General features: G+C 75.4%; 12 protein-coding genes. 6 read left to right on the forward strand and 6 right to left on the reverse strand.

What is annotated here, in order from left to right:
• Positions 1–63 precede the first annotated feature (63 nt).
• Positions 64–624, reverse strand: coding sequence for an SRPBCC family protein (locus tag Q1A09_RS17255; RefSeq protein WP_299957612.1), 561 nt, complete (start codon positions 622–624; stop codon positions 64–66).
• 239 nt (positions 625–863) lie between these two features.
• Here Q1A09_RS17255 and Q1A09_RS17260 point away from each other — a divergent pair, with 239 nt between their 5' ends.
• The 5 genes from Q1A09_RS17260 (at position 864) to Q1A09_RS17280 (ending at position 5,943) form a co-directional block, all read left to right on the forward strand.
• Positions 864–3,188 (forward strand): bifunctional diguanylate cyclase/phosphodiesterase, encoded by a 2,325-nt coding sequence (locus Q1A09_RS17260; RefSeq protein WP_299957615.1) that lies wholly within the window; start codon positions 864–866, stop codon positions 3,186–3,188.
• Between the two features lie 99 nt (positions 3,189–3,287).
• A complete protein-coding gene (locus Q1A09_RS17265; RefSeq protein ID WP_299957618.1) occupies positions 3,288–4,076 on the forward strand; it encodes a sulfite exporter TauE/SafE family protein in 789 nt (262 codons plus the stop codon).
• Complete coding sequence (locus Q1A09_RS17270) at positions 4,073–4,846, forward strand: sulfite exporter TauE/SafE family protein (protein ID WP_299957620.1); 774 nt, start codon at positions 4,073–4,075, stop codon at positions 4,844–4,846. The genes Q1A09_RS17265 and Q1A09_RS17270 overlap by 4 nt, the downstream gene beginning before the upstream one ends.
• Positions 4,847–4,926: 80 nt before the next feature.
• The gene (locus tag Q1A09_RS17275; RefSeq protein WP_299957622.1) at positions 4,927–5,676 is read left to right on the forward strand and encodes a hypothetical protein; all 750 of its coding nucleotides are present in this window, start codon (positions 4,927–4,929) and stop codon (positions 5,674–5,676) included.
• An 87-nt stretch (positions 5,677–5,763) separates the two neighbouring features.
• Positions 5,764–5,943, forward strand: coding sequence for a hypothetical protein (locus tag Q1A09_RS17280; protein WP_299957625.1), 180 nt, complete (start codon positions 5,764–5,766; stop codon positions 5,941–5,943).
• Here Q1A09_RS17280 and Q1A09_RS17285 read toward each other — a convergent pair.
• The 5 genes from Q1A09_RS17285 to Q1A09_RS17305 all read right to left on the reverse strand — a co-directional run bounded on the left by Q1A09_RS17285 (position 5,927) and on the right by Q1A09_RS17305 (position 12,503).
• Positions 5,927–6,778, reverse strand: coding sequence for a hypothetical protein (locus Q1A09_RS17285; protein WP_299957628.1), 852 nt, complete (start codon positions 6,776–6,778; stop codon positions 5,927–5,929). The genes Q1A09_RS17280 and Q1A09_RS17285 overlap by 17 nt on opposite strands.
• Before the next feature lie 203 nt (positions 6,779–6,981).
• Positions 6,982–8,661 carry an alpha-amylase family protein gene (locus Q1A09_RS17290; RefSeq protein WP_299957631.1) on the reverse strand — a complete coding sequence of 560 codons (1,680 nt, stop codon included), beginning with the start codon at positions 8,659–8,661 and terminating at the stop codon, positions 6,982–6,984.
• A 33-nt stretch (positions 8,662–8,694) separates the two neighbouring features.
• Positions 8,695–9,744, reverse strand: a complete 1,050-nt coding sequence (locus Q1A09_RS17295) for a TIGR03885 family FMN-dependent LLM class oxidoreductase (protein ID WP_299957634.1) — start codon at positions 9,742–9,744, stop codon at positions 8,695–8,697.
• A gap of 123 nt (positions 9,745–9,867) precedes the next feature.
• The gene (locus Q1A09_RS17300; protein ID WP_299957637.1) at positions 9,868–10,689 is read right to left on the reverse strand and encodes a PASTA domain-containing protein; all 822 of its coding nucleotides are present in this window, start codon (positions 10,687–10,689) and stop codon (positions 9,868–9,870) included.
• 164 nt (positions 10,690–10,853) lie between these two features.
• Complete coding sequence (locus Q1A09_RS17305; protein WP_299957639.1) at positions 10,854–12,503, reverse strand: DASS family sodium-coupled anion symporter; 1,650 nt, start codon at positions 12,501–12,503, stop codon at positions 10,854–10,856.
• A 130-nt stretch (positions 12,504–12,633) separates the two neighbouring features.
• On the opposite strand from Q1A09_RS17305, the gene hrpB reads away from it, so the two are divergent.
• A complete protein-coding gene (hrpB, locus tag Q1A09_RS17310; protein WP_299957643.1) occupies positions 12,634–15,099 on the forward strand; it encodes an ATP-dependent helicase HrpB in 2,466 nt (821 codons plus the stop codon).
• Positions 15,100–15,150 lie beyond the last annotated feature (51 nt).

A 15,150-nucleotide genomic window follows, 5' to 3' on the forward strand; every position in this document is an offset into this window, starting at 1 on the left:
CGCTCGCCCAGGACCGTGACCTACCCAGGACCGTCGCCCGCCCAGGACCGTCGCCCGAGCCGGTCACGCCGGGAGGCTGGGCCCAGGTCGCGGCACGCGCGTGAGCCGGCGGAAGGTCGGGGCGGGTGGCGGCGGAACGGTGGCTGCCGGGTCGCGCCGGCGACGGAGTTCGAGCGCCAGGCTCTCCTCGCCGCGCGCCATCGCCCACCGGTGGTTCGCCGAGAACGCCGGTCGGAGCAGCCAGCTCGACCGCGCGAGCAGTGGCTTGGCCGCCGCCACCCGCCAGTCGTAGGTGATGACCACCTCCGGTCCGTCCGGGGTGAACATCCACCGGCCGGCGCCGATCAGGTCCCCGGAGGCGGCCAGCGCGAAGCCCGTGTCGGTCATCGTCTCGGTGATCCGCAGCGTCCAGCGCAGCGTGTAGGGCAGCCACCCGGTGGTGAGCAGCTCGACCATGCGGCCGACGCCGTCGGGGTCGCCGTCCGCGACGGGTACCACGTCCAGGTAGACCGCCGGCCACCAGCGAGGGAGCGACTCGCTGTCGCTGAGCACCGCCCGCACCTCCGCGACGGTGCCGGCCACCCGCCAGGTCGAGACGAAGTGGTAGCTCGGGTCCCGGCTCACCTCTCGGACTCTCCTCGCGCTCAGCCCACTCGTCCACGCCCACGCCCACGCCCAGGCACATGCGCCGACCGCCACCGCGCATCGACTCGGGGGTGGCTGCAGCGGGTCACGCGTCCGATCTCGTTGCGGATCGACCCGGAAGGGTGATCAAGCACGGAGCCGGAGCGTCCGAAGACACAGGGACGACACCGGGACCGCCGCAGCGGCGGCCCCACCTCCAGGTCCGAGGACGGGCACCGATGAGCAGACCCGCCGCAGCCGAGCAGCTGCGCCACGCCGCCGCACGGCTGCGACGCGCCGCTGCCCGCGTGCACCGGCCTGCCGACCTCGTCGAGCACACCCGCTGGCTGTTCTGCCTGTGCGCCCTGGGCGCGCTGGCGTTGACCTTCCTCTTCGTCCTGCCCGGCACCGGCGGCTGGTCGCTGCTGCTGCTGACCGTGAGCACCGCAGCGCTGGCCGTCTCGTGGTCCTGGCGGTACCGCGCCCGGCGGGCACGCCCAGCTTTCGACGTCACCGACGTGTTCGCCGTCCTGCTCTTCGCCACCGCCTGCCCACGGCCGGTGATCGGCCTGGGCATCGCCTTCCCGGCGATCTGGTACCGCACCCTCTACGGCCGGACGTGGCACAGTGCCGCCTACGGCCTCGCCACCTCGGTCGCCCTGGCCGTCGCCCTCGACACCTGGCGCCTGCTCCCCGGCCACGACGCACTGCTCGCCTCCGCCGCGGTGCTCGGCCAGCTGCCGGTGCTGCTGCTGACCGTCTTCGTCGTCCGGCACCTGGCCGTCGGGCTCTTCGCCCGCGACGCCGACCAGCGACGCGACGCGGTGCTGGCCGCCCTCGGCGGGCAGCTGCTCGGCCTCACCGACCGGCGGGAGATCATGCGGCGGGCCTGGGCCACCGCGGAGGCCGTCTGCGCCACCACCCCCGGCCTGCGCGCCGCGGTGCTGCACACCGACGGCGACCAGCTGCGGGTCGTCGGTTCGGCCGGCGGGTTCCTGCGGCCGATCGCGACACTGCCCCGGACGCTGGTGCCCACCGCACTCGTCCCGGACGAGGCGCGGCCGGTGGAGCCCTCGGCCGCGCTGGTGCTGAGCTCGGGCATCCGCGGTGAGTGGCTCTGCCTGCCCATGCCCGACTCGCCCGGCAGCTACATGCTGCTGGGGGCCTCGCCGACCGTCCCGCCCGAGGCCGTGCTGGCCGCCCAGTCGATGCTCAACCAGGTCGCGCTCGCCCTGCGCACCAGCAACGCGCACGCGGAGCTGCAGACCCGGGCGCTGACCGACGGCCTCACCGGACTGGCCAACCGGTCGGCGTTCTCCGCAGCACTGAACGACGCGCTGGCCCGGCCCGAGACCGAGTCGTGGGTCCTGTTCCTCGACCTGGACGACTTCAAGGTGGTCAACGACAGCCTCGGGCACCTGGCCGGCGACCGGCTGCTCGCCCACCTGGGCACCCAGCTGACCGCGACCCTGCGCCGCTCGGACGTCTGCGCGCGACTGGGCGGCGACGAGTTCGCCCTGCTGCTGCGCGGCGCCGGCGAGGACGACGCCCGCCAGATCGGCCAGCGCGTGCTCGAGCTGATCTCCACCCCGGTCCAGCTCGCCGAGGGCCTGGCCCGGATCGGCGCCAGCGTCGGCGCCACCCGGGTCCAGCCCGGGGCGACCGAGACCCTCGTCGTCCACCGGGCGGACCTGGCGATGTACGCGGCTAAGGCCGCGGGCAAGAACCGGGTGCAGTTCTTCTCCACCGACCTGCTGCAGGTGGCCGACGCCGAGGCGGCCGAGGCCGAGCTGCGGGCCGCGGTCGACGGCGAGGAGCTGGTCCTGGCCTACCAGCCGGTCGTGTCGGCGACCGACGGCAGCTGCACCGCCGTCGAGGCGCTGGTCCGCTGGGCACACCCGCTGCGCGGACTGCTGGGACCCGACGCCTTCCTGCCGCTGGCCGACGAGACCGGCGCGATCGTGGCGCTGGGCGAGTGGGTGCTGCGCACGGCGTGCGCCGACGCGGCCGGCTGGTCCGTCGACGGCGCGCCGGTCGCGGTGCACGTCAACGCCTCCCCCACCCAGCTGGCCCACCCGCGGTTCGTCGAGCTGGTGCGGACGGCGCTGAGCGATGCCGGCCTCCCGCCGGAGCGACTGGTCATCGAGGTCACCGAGACCACCGTGCTCGACTCCCCCGTCGTCTCCGCCACGCTCGACGAGCTGGTCGCCCTCGGTGTGGGCATCGCGCTGGACGACTTCGGCACCGGCTACTCCGCGCTCACCACGCTGCGCAGCCTGCCGATCAACATCGTCAAGATCGACCGGTCGTTCGTCGCCGGTGTGCTCACCGAGGCCGCGGACCAGGCGGTGGTGCAGGCGATCGTGCAGATGGCCACCCGGCTGGGCCTGGAGACGGTGGCCGAGGGCGTCGAGTCCGTGGAGCAGCAGACCTTCCTGCAGGAGGCCGGCATCGGCGGCCTGCAGGGCTTCCTCCACCTGCCGCCCGCACCGCCGGCGGAGTTCGAGGCATGGCTCGCGGAGAACCGTCGCCGGTCCGACGCCGGCGAGCTCACCCCCGCCTGACCCGCTGGCAGGGCGGGGCGGCCCCCGACCGCCCCGCCGCCGGTCCCGCGGTGTGCGGGCTCACAGCGGGGGCTGTGACACCCTCGCGGCGATGTCCGCATGACCGGGTGGGAGATGGTCGCGGTGGCCGCCGCCGGGCTGGCCGCCGGCTCGATCAACGCCGTCGTCGGCTCGGGCACCCTGGTGACCTTCCCGGTGCTGCTGGCGGTCGGCCTCCCCCCGGTCACCGCCACGATCACCAACTCCCTGGGCCTGGTGCCCGGCAACCTCACCGGCGCGATCGGCTACCGGCGGGAGCTGCGCGGCCAGCGCGGCCTGCTGGTGCGGTTGTTCCCCGCCTCCGTGCTCGGCGCCCTCACCGGCGCCTTCCTGCTGCTGCACCTGCCCGCGGCCGCCTTCGAGGCGATCGTCCCCGGGCTGGTGGCGCTGGCCGTCGTCCTGGTCGCGGTGCAGCCGCTGCTGCAGCGCCGACTGGCCGCCCGGCGCGCCCGCGCCGGCACCTCGGAGGACCCCGGGCCGATCGGCCGCGGCCGGGTCGCCGCGCTGTTCGCCGGCGCCTACGTCACCGGCACCTACGGCGGCTACTTCGCCGCCAGCCAGGGCGTGCTGCAGATCGGCATCTTCGGGCTGCTGCTGCGCGAGCCGCTGCAGCGGCTCAACGCGATCAAGAACGTGCTCACCCTCGGGGTGAACGCGGTCGCCGCGCTGGCCTACGTCGTCGTCGCCACCGACCGGGTCGACTGGCGGGCGGCCGGTCTCGTCGCCGCCGGCTCGCTGGTCGGCGGGTACCTGGGGTCCACGTTCGGCCGGCGGCTGCCCGCCACGGTGCTGCGGGCCGCCATCGTCGCCCTCGGGCTGGTCGCGATCACCGTGCTGCTGCGCCGGTGACCGCCGCCGAGATCGCCCTGCTGGTGGCCGCCGGGTTCGCCGCCGGGCTGATCGGCAGCATCGCCGGGCTCGCCTCGCTGTTCAGCTACCCGGCGCTGCTGGCCACCGGCATCCCGCCGGTCACCGCCAACGTCACCAACACCGTCGCACTGGTGCTCACCGGCGTCGGCTCGGTGAGCGCCTCACGCCCCGAGCTCGCCGGTCAGCGGGACCGGCTGGTCCGGCTCGGCATCGCCGGCGTCCTCGGTGGCGCGACCGGCGCCGTCCTGCTGCTGCTCACCCCGGCGGGGGCGTTCGAGCGGGTGGTGCCCTTCCTCATCGCCGGCGCCTCGGTGCTGCTGCTGGTGCAGCGCCGGCCGGCCGACCTCGCCGCCGAGGGCGCCCAGCTGCGGGCCGGGCAGTCGCACCGCGACCACTGGGTCGTCGTGCCGGTGACGTTCCTCGTCTCGATCTACGGCGGCTACTTCGGCGCCGCCGCCGGCACGATGATGCTCGCGGTGTACCTGCTCACCACCGGGGAGGGCCTGGCCCGCAGCAACGCGCTGCGCAACGCCGTCCTCGGGCTGGCCAACGGGGTGGCCGCCGTCGGCTACGCCGTGTTCGCCGACGTCGCGTGGCTGGCCGCGCTGCCCCTTGCCGTCGGGCTGTTCGCCGGCGGCCGGCTCGGGCCGCGGGTGGTGCGCCGGGTGCCGCAGACGCTGCTGCGCCGGGTGATCGCCGTCGCCGGTCTCGGGCTGGCCCTCCACCTGGGGCTGGACGCCTTCGGCTGAGGGCCCCGCTGGTGTCCGGGCGCCCGGCCCGGCAGGGTGGTCCGGGTGCCGATCCCGGCACCGCACCGACAGGAGGCACCATGACCGGCCCCGGCCCAGCGGCGCAACGGTTCGTCCAGGCGCTCGACCAGCTGCCGCCACCGGAGCTGCGCGGGCCGGAGATGCTCGCCGTCCGGCTCTCCCGGGCGTGCCTGACCGCCCTGCCGGTCGACGGGGCGGGCCTGAGCATCCACGACCACGACGGGCTGCGGACGCCGATCGGCGCCAGCGACCCGACCACCGCCCTGGCCGAGCGGCTGCAGTTCACCCACGGTGCCGGGCCGGCCCTGCGCGCGCACGACGGCGGGGCGGCGATCGCCTTCGACCCCGCCGACATCGCCCGCAACTGGCCCGAGCTGCACAGCGCCCTGGTGGGCGAGACGCCGTTCTCCGCGGTGCTGTCGGTGCCGCTGCTGCCCCCGCTCGGGCCGCTGGTGGTGCTCGACCTCTACGTCCGGGACGCACGCGCCCTGCCGGCCACCGACCGGGAGGACGTCGCCGACGTGACCATCGCACTGACCCGGGCGATGGTCGCCGCCGCACTCGGCGCACCGGTGGAGGACGGCGCCCGCGGCTGGTGGGACGGTCCCGACGCGCTCCGCCGGGCCCGGGTCTGGCAGGCCACCGGGATGGTCAACGTCGCCTTCGGGCTGGACACCGCCGACGCCCTCGCGGTGCTCAAGGCGCACGCCTTCGCCGGCGACCGGGTGGTGGACGACGTCGCCGACGACCTGGTCACCGGGCGGCTGTCGCTCGACGAGCTGCGCCCCGCCGCCGACACCGACCGCTGAGCGCCGCCCGCCGTATCGACCGCTGGAGCGGCTGGTGTCGGAGGCCCCCACCTGGTCGGCGCGGCGGCCCTGGGGCTGGCCGCGCTGATGGTCGGCGCGACCGTGACCAACGTGCTGGTGCTGGACACCAGCCCGGTGCTCACCGTGCTGCTCGGGCTGGCCGCCGGCGGCGTCGCCTGGGACCGGCTCGGTCGGCGGGGGCTCGGTCGGCGGGGGCTCGGTCGGCGGGGGCAGGGCCGACCGAGCGAGCTCAGCTCCCGCCGGTGACGTAGGCCGACAGCAGCAGCACGAAGGCGCTGGCGGTGATCAGCAGCCGGGCCGGGGTCAGCCCGTTGAGCAGGCCGGCGATCACCCCGACGTTCGACGCCCGGGCCTCGGCGGCCTGCGCGCCGCGACGGAGCAGCCGCACCTCGTCGGCCAGCAGGGTGCCACCGGCGCCCAGCAGCGACAGCCCCAGGACGACGAAGACCAGGGAGAGCCGCTGGTCGAAGGTGTCGACGGCCGGGGCCAGGAAGAGCACCACGATCAGGCCGAGCAGCAGACCCAGGCCCGCGCCGGCCACCGGTGCCCACGGGCCCATCCGGATCAGCGGGTCACCGGGGCGGGGCATCCGCGGGCGCGGCCGGGGCTTCCCGACGTTGACCGGGGTGGTCGGGTAGGGGGTGCCGGGCTGGTCGGGGGCGTGTCCCGGGACCGACCCGGTCGGCGGCCCCGGCTCCCGGGCCGGCCCCGGCTCGGGCGCCGACCCGTGCCCGAGTGCCGACCCGTGCTCCCGGGCCGGCCCCGGCTCGGGCGCCGACCCGTGCCCGAGTGCCGACCCGTGCTCCGGTGCCGGCACCTGCTCGTGCGCCGCCTCCTGCTCGGGTGCCGGCACCTGGTCGCCGGACGGCGGCTCCCCCGGCGCGGCCATCGGGTGCGGTGCGCCGTCGGGCGGCCCACCGGCGCTCCGCTGGTCGGGCACCATCCCCGCCGCCGTGGCCCCCGTCGCCGCGGAGCCCGGCGGGACCGTCCCCGGTTGCGTGGGCCCTGCCTGCTGGTCCTCGGGCCGTCGTCGGTCGCGGTCGACCCATCCGGCCGCCAGCACGTCCTGCTCGTCGCTCATCTCTGCGATCACCTCGGCGCGGACGCTAGGTCGCCACTCCGACGAACCGCCGCAGGTGGTCGGGTGTGGCGGGCGGGGCGGGTGGGGCCCCGGCGGGGAGTGACCGACCGTGGTCCTCCGCGGCCGGAGCGTCAGCGCGGCGGCGACCCGGGACCGGCGGACGGCAGGGACGGCGGCGCACGGCCGTCGTCCCTGCCGTCGGCTCACAGCAGCCGGCGGCTGTCCTCGGCGACCACCCGCAGCCAGCGGAACCCGTAGCCCTCCAGCGCGAGCTCGGCCGACCCGTCGTCGGCCAGCGCGGCACCGCCGGCCGTGAGCAGGTCCTCCAGCCGGTGGGTGGCACCGCAGCCGGGCACGGTGAGCGGCACCGAGACCGGCTCGGCGCCCAGGTTGTGCACGGCGACCAGCGCACCGTCGTCCCAGGTGCACAGGTGCGCCAGGACGGCGGCGTGCGGCTGCTCGAGCAGCTGGAAGCCGCCCCAGCCGAGCTCCGGGCTCTCCCGGTAGCGGCGGATCAGCAGCTTCATGAACGACAGCAGCGAGTCCGGGTCGCGGCGCTGGTCGGCGACGTTGACGAACTCGGGGGCGAACCCGCCGTCGACCACCGGCCGGGTCAGCTTCTTCGCCGGGGCGTCGGAGAACCCGCCGTTGGCGCCGCTGGTCCACTGCATCGGGGTGCGCACCGACAGCCGGCTGCCGGCCGAGAGGTCTTCCCCCATGCCGATCTCCTCGCCGTAGAACAGCACCGGGGTGCCGGGCAGCGAGAACAGCAGGCTGTAGACCATCCGCACCCGCCGCGGGTCGCCGGCCAGCATCGGCGGCAGCCGGCGGATCAGGCCCCGGTCGTAGACCTGCATGTCCGGCTCGGGGCCGAACGCGGCGAAGACCTCGGCGCGCTCGTCGTCGTCCAGCTTGTCCAGGGTCAGCTCGTCGTGGTTGCGCACGAACGTGCCCCACTGGCTGTCCGGGGAGATCTCCGGGCGAGCCGCCAGCGAGGCGGCCAGCGGGCCGGCGTCGCCCCGGGCCAGCGACAGGTACATCTGCTGCATCGTGTTGAAGTCGAACTGCATGGTCAGCTCGTCGCCGTCCTGGCCGCCGAAGAACTCCGCCTGCTGCTCGAACGGCAGGTTCACCTCGCCCAGCAGCACCCCCGAGCCGGTCCGCCGGCCGAGGAAGGCGCGCAGCGCGCGCAGGTACTCGTGCGGGTCGGGGAAGTGCGACGCGGAGTCGTCGTCCACCCCGGCGGTCTCCAGCAGGAACGGGACGGCGTCGACCCGGAAGCCGGACAGCCCGAGCTCCAGCCAGAAGCCCATGATCTTGGCGATCTCGTCCCGGACCCGCGGATTGGTGACGTCGAGGTCGGGCTGCTCGGAGTAGAAGCGGTGCAGGTACCAGGTGTCGGTCTCCGGGCTGTGCGTCCAGATGCCGCCCTCGGCGTCGGGGAAGACCACCTGGTCGCTGGTGTCCGGCGGCTCCTCCTCCCGCCAGACGTAGAAGTCCCGGTACGGGGAGTCCTTGCTCGCCTTGGCCGAGGTGAACCACGGGTGCTGGTCGGAGGTGTGGTTGACGACCAGGTCGGCGATGACCCGCATGCCGCGGTCCTTCGCCGTCCGGATCATCTCGACCAGGTCACCGTGGGTGCCCAGCCGCGGGTCGACCCCGTAGTAGTCGGTGATGTCGTAGCCGTCGTCCCGGCCGGCCGTCGGGTAGAAGGGCATCAGCCACAGGCAGGTGACGCCGAGGTCGGCCAGGTGGTCCAGCCGCTGGGCCAGCCCCTCCAGGTCGCCGACGCCGTCGCCGTTCCAGTCCATGAACGTCTCGACGTCCAGGCAGTAGACGACGGCGTTCTTCCACCACAGGTCCGACGTGTCGGTGATGCGCATGTCGCTCCTCTTCTCGGGGCGGGTGGAGCGGGGTCAGGGCAGGACGGCGGGCTGCGGCTGCTGCCGCGGGCGCAGCGGCTCGGCCGGCCCGGGCGGGTCGATGGCGACGGCCGGGGCGGGCACGGTGACGTCGAGCTGCGGCAGCACGTGCTCACCGAACGCGTCCAGGAACGGCAGCTGGTCCTTGGGCACGTGGTGCAGGTAGACCTGGTCGAAACCGAGGTCGACGTACTCGGCGATCCAGGCGGCGTGCTGGCCGAGGTCGCTGGAGATCCGCACCGAGTCGTGCATGTCCTCGGGCCGGACGTGCGTGCTGGCCTGGTCGAAGGCGCGCGTGGTGTCCAGGTCCCAGCACAGCGGCGGCGGGAAGACGTTGCTGCGCCACTGGTCGTGGGCCAGGGCGAGCGCCCGGTCGGGGTCCGGGTCGTAGGAGACGTGCACCTGGATGGTGAGCGTGCCCTTGCCGCCGGCGTCGCGGTAGGCGGCGATCACCTCGCGGAGCACGTCGTGGGGCTGGTTGATGGTGACCAGGCCGTCGGCCCACTCGGCGTGCCGGGCGGCGGTCCTCGCGCTGACGGCGGGGGCGATCAGCGCCGGCTGCTGCTCGGGCAGGGTCCAGATCCGGGCCCGGTCCACGGTGACCAGGCCCTCGTGGCTGACCTCCTCGCCGGCCAGCAGCGCACGGATGACGTCGACGCACTCCCGCAGCCGGGCGTCGCGCAGGTCCTTGTTCGGCCAGACGTGCCCGGTGACGTGCTCGTTCATCGCCTCCCCGGAGCCGAGCGCGACCCAGAACCGGCCGAGGAACATCGAGCCGAGGGTGGCGATAGCCTGGGCGATGATCACCGGGTGGTAGCGCTGCCCGGGGGCGTTGACCGCGCCGAACGGCAGGCCCGTGGTGGCCATCGCCGCCCCGAGCCAGGACCAGGCGAAGCCGGAGTGGCCCTGCCGCTCGTTCCAGGGCTCGAGGTGGTCGGAGCACATCGCGGCGGTGAAGCCGACCTGCTCGGCGTGCTGCACCGCGCGGAGCAGGTCGCTGGGGTGCACCTGCTCGTGGGAGTTGTGGAAGCCGATCACCGTCATGGGGCATGCCTACCGGGCACGGTGATCACCCGCTGGGTGGGTGCAGACCGCAACGTTGCTGTCGGGTCCGTGTCCGCGGTGCGCCCCGGTGCCCGGAGCAGACCGGGTTGGACGTCCCAAGCGCTACGGGAGCAGCGGCGCAGCGATCCCGGTCCCGGCGTACATCGCGGTCAGAGCACTGTTCCAGGAGCTACGCGCCTCAGCGACGACCTGGCCATACCGCTCCAGGGACGACGCACGCTCACCTGCCTCGGCGCTGAGCAGCGTGCGGGCGGCGTCGGTGAGGCGTTCAGCCGAGGCGACCAACTCCTCGTGCGTGCCGGCACGCCGGCTGCCCGCAGGCGGCTCGGTCGACCGCAACTCGTCGACCAGCGTGTCGGTGCTCCCGGCAGCGGCCAGCACGACGTCAACTTGGCCGAGCCCGTACTCCTCGGCCTGCACACCTGCGGCCATGGCACCCACCTCGGCGAAAACCCGATTGCCCAGCCGCACCAGCGGGTCCAGGTCGTTGACGTACCCGGTCAGCAGCTCCGACTGCTCCTGCAGTGCCTCCGCTTCCTCCGCCGCGAGGCGATCGCGTTCGGCTGCCTGCTCGGCGGCGAACTGCTGAGCGACCGGCGATTCGGCGGGCAGCTCGTCGATCGCCCGCTGCTCGTCGAGCTTGCCCACCGAGAAGGCGATCACCTGATCCACCGCAACCGGCTCGCCGGCACCCGGGGTGACCTCCAGGACGACCCAGTTCGCGTCCCGCACGATCACCCGGTCCTCGAAGGCGTCCTGGTCCTCGAACTCCTGGAAGCCCAGCTCCTCCAGAGCGCGGTGGGCCTCATCGAGCGGGAGGCCGACCAGGTCGGGGAGCTGCACCTCCTCCGCCCCGCACCCGGTGAGCAGGGCCAGCGGAGCCAGCGCGGCACAGACGATCAGACGGCCGGAGATGGAGGGCACGCCGGCACGCTAGCCGTGCGAGATCACCGTCGAGCGCAGACAGGGCGAGCGTCGGGTGCGCATGGGGCAGGAGGCACCGCTGGGACACGATCGTCCGCAGGCGTCCGGTGCCCGGCGGGCGGCGAGCGGGGCGGTCGCCTGCTCGGGCTGCCGCCGGACCGGGGTCAGAAGGTGATGCCCAGAGCGAGCCCGCCGAGCAGGTAGACCGCCGCGGTGATCAGCACGATGCCGATCACGTTGAGGACGACGCCGGCACGCAGCATCTGCCCGATCGTCACGTACCCCGAGCCGAAGACGATCGCGTTGGGCGGGGTGGCCACGGGCAACATGAAGGCGCAGGAGGCCGCCAGCGCCGCCGGCACCAGCAGGACCAGCGGCATCAGCTCCAGGCCGAGCGCCACCCCGCCGAGCACCGGCAGGAAGGCCGCGGCGGTCGCGGTGTTGCTGGTGACCTCGGTGAGCAGCAGGACCACCCCAGCGGTGATCAGCACGAGCACGACGGCCGGCAGCGCGCCGACCTCCCCGACCCGGGTGCCCACGTACTCGTCGAAACCGCTGGCCTGCACCGCGGCGGCCAGGCTGAGCCCGCCGCCGAACAGCAGCAGCACCCCCCAGGGCAGCTTCTGGGCCTGCTGCCAGTCCAGCGCCGCGACGCCCTCCCGCGCGTTGACCGGGATGAGGAACAGCGCGACGGCCGCGGCGATGGCGATGGTGGCGTCGCTGAGGTTGGCCACGAACGGCAGCAGGTCGGTCAGCGCCGCCCAGCCGGTCAGCGGCTGGCGGAACACCCACAGCAGTGCGGTGGTGACGAACACCACCAGCACCGTCCACTCGCCCCGGGACATCGGCCCGAGCTGGTCCAGCTCGCGCTGGATGATCTCCTTGCCACCGGGGATCTCGCGCAGCCCGGACCGGAAGGCGAGCTTGGTCAGCACCAGCCAGGCCAGCACCAGGAAGACCGCGGCCAGCGGCAGGCCCAGCAGCATCCACGCGCCGAAGCCCAGCTCGATGTCGTAGTTCTGCCGGACGAACGCGGCCAGGATCAGGTTGGGCGGGGTGCCGATCAGCGTGGCGAGCGAGCCGATGCTGGCCGCGTAGGCGATGCCCAGCATCAGCGCGACGGCGAAGTTGCGGGTGTCCTTGTCCTGGATGAGCTCGGTGACCGCCGGCCCCCCGTCGGAGTCGGCGGCCGTGTCGACGGCCGCCTTGTCACCGCTGCCCGCAGCGACCCGGTCCAGCACGAGCATCAGCACGCTCAGCCCGATGGGCAGCATCAGCACGGTGGTGGCGGTGTTGCTCACCCACATGCTCAGGAACGCGGTGGCCAGCATGAAGCCGGCGATCAGCCGGGGCGGCTTCGTGCCCACCGCGCGCACGGTGAGCAGCGCGATCCGCCGGTGCAGCTCCCACTTCTGCATGGCCAGGGCGATCATGAAGCCGCCCATGAACAGGAAGATGTTGGGATCGGCGTAGGGCGCGGTGGCCTCGGCCACCGGGAGCACCCCGAACAGCGGGAACGCCACGATCGGCACCAGCGCCGTCGCCGGCAGCGGGAGCGCCTCGGTCATCCACCAGACGGCCAGCAGCACGCCGATCGCCGCCGTCGTCCGCCCGGGGGTGGTCAGGGCGTCGTCCTGGCGGAGCAGGAAGTAGACGACCAGCGCGGCGACCGGGCCACCGATCCGGCCCGCCCACTGCCGGGCGACCGGCACGGGCGGATCGGCGACGCCCGCCCGCCCGCCCGAGTCGGTGGCGGTCTCGCCGCCCCCGGTCGCCCCGGGTACCGGTGCCTGCTGGTCTGCCCCCTGCGCCACGATGGGTCCTCTCCTCGGCCACACCGTCGGGAGCCGGAGTGGCCCGGGTCACCGGCGGCGGTGGGTCGCAGCGTAGGGCGGCGCCGCGGGCCGCGGCCAGCAGCAGGGTGCGCCCGGCAGACTGGCCGGCGTGCTGCCACCCCCGGGGACCCCCGGCGCCGACCTGCCCGTCCGGGCGGTGCTGCCGGCGCTCGAGGCGGCGCTGACCGGCAGCGGGGCCGCCGTGCTGGTCGCCCCGCCGGGCACCGGCAAGACCACCCTGGTGCCGCTCGCGCTGGCCGGCCGGGTGCCGGGCACCGTGCTGGTCGCCGAGCCGCGCCGGGTCGCCGTCCGGGCCGCCGCCCGCCGGATGGCGGCGCTGCTGGGCGAGCCGGTGGGCGCCTCGGTCGGCTACAGCGTGCGCGGCGACAGCCGGCGCAGCGCTGGCACCCGGGTGGAGGTGGTCACCACCGGGCTGCTGGTCCGCCGGCTGCAGGCCGACCCCGAGCTCGCCGGGGTGTCGGCCGTCGTGCTGGACGAGTGCCACGAGCGGGCGCTGGACACCGACCTGGCGCTGGCGTTCGCCCTCGACGTGCGGGCCGCGCTGCGCCCGGAGCTGGAGCTGCTGGCGATGTCGGCCACCGCCCAGGCGGCCCGGCTGGCCGAGCTGATGGGCCGCGCCCCGGTGATCGAGGCGAGCGGCTCGCTGCACCCGGTGGAGCCGGTGTGGTGCCCGCCGAGCCCACCGGTCGCCCCGCCGCACGGCAGCTCGGTCGACCCGCGGCTGCTCACCGCGGTCGCCGACACCACCCGCCGGGCGCTGGCCGAGACCACCGGCGACGTCCTGGTGTTCCTGCCCGGCGCGTACGAGATCGGCCGGGTCGCCGGGCTGCTCGCCGGGGTGGACGCCGACGTCCGCCTGCTGCACGGCCGGCTGCCCGCCGACCAGCAGGACGCCGCGCTGACCCCGGGACCCCGGCGGCGGGTGGTGCTCTCCACCGACGTCGCCGAGACCAGCCTGACCGTGCCGGGCGTGCGCACCGTGGTGGACGCCGGGCTGGCCCGGGTGCCGCGCTTCGACGTGGCCCGCGGGCTGGGCGCGCTGGTCACCGTGCGGGTGTCCCGGGCCTCGGCGGTGCAGCGCGCCGGCCGGGCGGGGCGGGAGGCGCCCGGCCGGGTGTACCGGTTGTGGTCGGCGGCCGAGCACGACCGGCTGCCGGCCGCGGCCGAGCCGGAGGTCGCCGTCGCCGACCTGACCGGGCTGGCCCTGGAACTGGCCGTCTGGGGCGCCCCGGACGGCGCCGGCCTGGCGCTGCCCGATGCTCCCCCGGCGGCGGCGTTCACCGTGGCCCGGGAGACGCTGCGCCAGCTGGGCGCGGTGGACGACGACGGCCGGGTCACCCCACGCGGCCGGGCGCTGACCGCGGTCGGCGCGCACCCCCGGCTGGCCCGCGCACTGCTCGACGGGGCACCGCTGGTCGGCCGGCGGCGGGCCGCGGAGGTGGTGGCCCTGCTGTCGGCCGACGTGCCGACCCGCTCGGACGACCTGGTCGCCGACTGGCGGGAGGTCCGGCGGTCCCGCGACGGGCGCTGGCGCGAGGAGGTGGGCCGGCTGACCCGCGCCGCCCCGGACTCCCCCGACACCCGGCTGTCCGACGACGTCGCCGCCGGGCTGGTGGTGGGGCTCGCCCACCCCGAGTGGCTGGCGCGACGCCGTCCGGGCACCGAGCGCACCTACCTGCTGACCGCCGGCACCGGCGCGGAGCTCGCGCCGGGCACGGCGCTGACCGGGGCGCCGTGGCTCGCCGTCGCCGCCGCCGACCGGGCGCCGGGCCGCCGCGACGCCCGGGTGCGTACCGCCGTGGCGATCGACGAGGCGACCGCGCTGGAGGCCGGGGCGGCCGCGCACACCGACGGGCCGGAGGTCAGCTGGCGGGACGGCGACGTGGCGGCCGCCCGGGTGACCCGGCTGGGCGCGATCGTGCTGGCCGAGCGGCCGCTGCCCGACCCCGACCCGGCCACGGTCACCGCCGCCCTCGCCGAGGGCCTGCGCCGGGAGGGGCTGGCGCTGCTCAACTGGACCCCGGCCGCACGGGCGCTGCGCGAGCGGCTGGCCGCCGCGCACGCCGGCCTCGGCGACCCGTGGCCGGCCGTGGACGACGACGCGCTGCTCACCGCACTGGCGCAGGGCCCGGCGCTGTCGGGTGCCCGCAGCCGCCGGGACCTGACCCGCGTCGACCTGGTCGCCGCCCTCCGCGGGCTGCTCCCGTGGCAGCTGGCCGGCCGGCTGGACGAGCTGGTGCCCGAGCGGGTGCAGGTGCCGACCGGCTCGAACGTGCGCGTCGACTACGCCGACCCCGAGGTGCCGACGCTGTCGGTGCGGGTGCAGGAGGTGTTCGGCTGGGCGGCGGCCCCGGTGGTCGCCGGGCGGCCGCTGCGGCTGCAGCTGCTCTCCCCCGCCTCCCGGGTGGTCGCCACCACCGCGGACCTGGCCGGTTTCTGGGTCACCGGGTACCCGGCGGTCCGCAGCGAGCTGCGCGGCCGCTACCCCCGGCACCCGTGGCCGGAGGACCCGGCCACCGCCGTCCCGACCCGACGGGCCAAGCCCCGCAGCTGACCGGGCTCGCGCTGGACCCTCTTGCCAAGCGCGAATGGGGCGTTCACTGTT

The sequence above is a fragment of the uncultured Modestobacter sp. genome (genome assembly GCF_947486615.1).
Taxonomy (GTDB): domain Bacteria; phylum Actinomycetota; class Actinomycetes; order Mycobacteriales; family Geodermatophilaceae; genus Modestobacter.

What these genes read in the sequence shown, in the direction of transcription:
- Q1A09_RS17260 (WP_299957615.1), top strand. Translation starts at nt 864, where the DNA reads ATGAGCAGACCCGCCGCAGCCGAGCAGCTGCGCCACGCCGCCGCACGG.
- Q1A09_RS17265 (WP_299957618.1), top strand. Translation starts at nt 3,288, where the DNA reads ATGACCGGGTGGGAGATGGTCGCGGTGGCCGCCGCCGGGCTGGCCGCC.
- Q1A09_RS17275 (WP_299957622.1), top strand. Translation starts at nt 4,927, where the DNA reads ATGACCGGCCCCGGCCCAGCGGCGCAACGGTTCGTCCAGGCGCTCGAC.
- Q1A09_RS17280 (WP_299957625.1), top strand. Translation starts at nt 5,764, where the DNA reads ATGGTCGGCGCGACCGTGACCAACGTGCTGGTGCTGGACACCAGCCCG.
- Q1A09_RS17285 (WP_299957628.1), bottom strand. Translation starts at nt 6,778, where the DNA reads ATGAGCGACGAGCAGGACGTGCTGGCGGCCGGATGGGTCGACCGCGAC.
- Q1A09_RS17290 (WP_299957631.1), bottom strand. Translation starts at nt 8,661, where the DNA reads ATGCGCATCACCGACACGTCGGACCTGTGGTGGAAGAACGCCGTCGTC.
- Q1A09_RS17295 (WP_299957634.1), bottom strand. Translation starts at nt 9,744, where the DNA reads ATGACGGTGATCGGCTTCCACAACTCCCACGAGCAGGTGCACCCCAGC.